Source organism: Methylorubrum rhodinum (assembly GCF_014199935.1).
In the GTDB taxonomy this organism is placed as follows: domain Bacteria; phylum Pseudomonadota; class Alphaproteobacteria; order Rhizobiales; family Beijerinckiaceae; genus Methylobacterium; species Methylobacterium rhodinum.
In genome coordinates this window covers 1-1,574 of record NZ_JACHOP010000052.1, presented here as the reverse complement: position 1 = coordinate 1,574, position 1,574 = coordinate 1, and the positions used below count along the sequence as shown (strand labels likewise).

Sequence of the window (1,574 nt, the reverse complement as noted above, 5' to 3'; positions counted from 1 at the left end):
CCACCGAGGCTGTGTGAGAACGCGGTTGGGTGTTTCGGCGCGGATTATGACGGGGTGCGAGGTGCCGCGTGCCCTCACGCCCGCAGGGCGGTGAGGATAGGCCCGGTTCCGAGGATCGCCATGACCCGCTTCAGATTGTAGGCCAGGACCTGCAGGCTCATCTCGGTGGCCACGTTTCTCAACCGTCGCATCCGGAAGTGCGTCGCCCCCATCCAGCCTTTGAGCGTCCCGAACACGTGCTCGACCGTCTGGCGCCGCGTGCGCATCGCATGAGGATCCGCGTCGAGCCGGCGCTGTACGGCTTCCAAGACAGCCTCGTGCTCCCACCGCGTCACCCGCCGCTCCTTGGCCGGCGTGCAGCGTGCCTTGATCGCGCAGTCGTGGCAGGCCGTCGTCCAGTAGCGGCGTAGCGTCAGTCCGCCCTCCACGTTCGTGTAACGGTAGGAGAGCCGCTCGCCGGCCGGACACCGGTAGGCGTCCGCCTCTGGCTCGTAGACGAAGTCTTGTTTGCCGAAGCGCCCCTCCGCCTTGGCGCCCGAGGTCAGCGGCTTGGGCAGCGTCACCGCGATGCCGGCCTGCTCGCAGGCCAGGATCTCCTCGCCCGAGAAGTAGCCCCGGTCGGCCAGCACGCTGAGCCCTTCATGCCCGGTCGCCACCTGGCCCTGCCGGCTCATGTGCGCCAGCTGGGTGCGGTCGTGCCCGACGTTGGTCACCTCATGCGCGACGATCAGATGATGCTCGGTGTCGACGACCGCCTGCACGTTATAGCCGACCATCCCCGTGCCCTTACCGCTCGTGGCCATCGCCCGCGCGTCCGGGTCTGTCAGAGAGATCTGCCGGTCGGGGGCAGCCTCGACGAGCGTCTCCATCGCCTGCAACTCGCGCATTCGCGTCCGCAGGGCGTCCAGACGCTCGGCGATGCGCACCTTGCGCACGCGCGCGACCTCGTCTTCCTGGCGGTCGGCGGTGTCGAGGGCGGCGAGATAGCGTGCGATGCTCGCCTCGACCTGCTCGATGCGGCGCCGGACCGCGGCTGGGGTGAAGTTGCGATCACGGGCGTTCACCGCTTTGAAGCGGCTGCCGTCCAGCGCCACGACACCACCGGCCAGGAGGCCGAGTTGGCGACACAGCACCACGAACTGGCGGCAGGCGGCTTGGATCGCAGGACCGTTGTCGCGCCGGAAGTCGGCGATGGTCTTGAAGTCCGGGGCGAGGCGGCCGGTCAGCCACATCAGCTCGACGTTGCGGCCGGCCTCGCGCTCCAGGCGGCGGCTGGAGGCGACTTGGTGGAGATAGCCGTAGAGGTAGATCTTCAGCAGCGTCGCGGGATGGTAGCCGGGCCGGCCCGTCGTGGCCGGCACCACGCCGTCAAAGCCCAGAGCCGCGAGATCGAGTTCGTCGACGAATGCATCGACGACGCGCACCGGATTGTCCTCGGATACGTAATCGTCCAGCCGGTTCGGCAGAAGCGTGACTTGATGGCGATCAGCACCACAAACAAAACGCGCCATAGCCGCCTCCACCGTCCCGCAGAGACTATCAGAACAGCAGAGTTTTTCACACAGCCTCCACCC

At 67.7% G+C, this 1,574-nt stretch carries 1 protein-coding gene; it reads right to left on the bottom strand.

Going from position 1 to position 1,574, the window contains the following annotated elements; translation table 11 throughout:
• Positions 1–74: 74 nt before the first annotated feature.
• Positions 75–1,511 (bottom strand): IS1182 family transposase, encoded by a 1,437-nt coding sequence (locus tag HNR00_RS25275; RefSeq protein WP_183574312.1) that lies wholly within the window; start codon positions 1,509–1,511, stop codon positions 75–77.
• Positions 1,512–1,574: the final 63 nt, after the last annotated feature.

Excerpts from the sequence above, each read along its gene's own strand:
- HNR00_RS25275 (WP_183574312.1), bottom strand. The coding sequence starts at position 1,511 with ATGGCGCGTTTTGTTTGTGGTGCTGATCGCCATCAAGTCACGCTTCTG.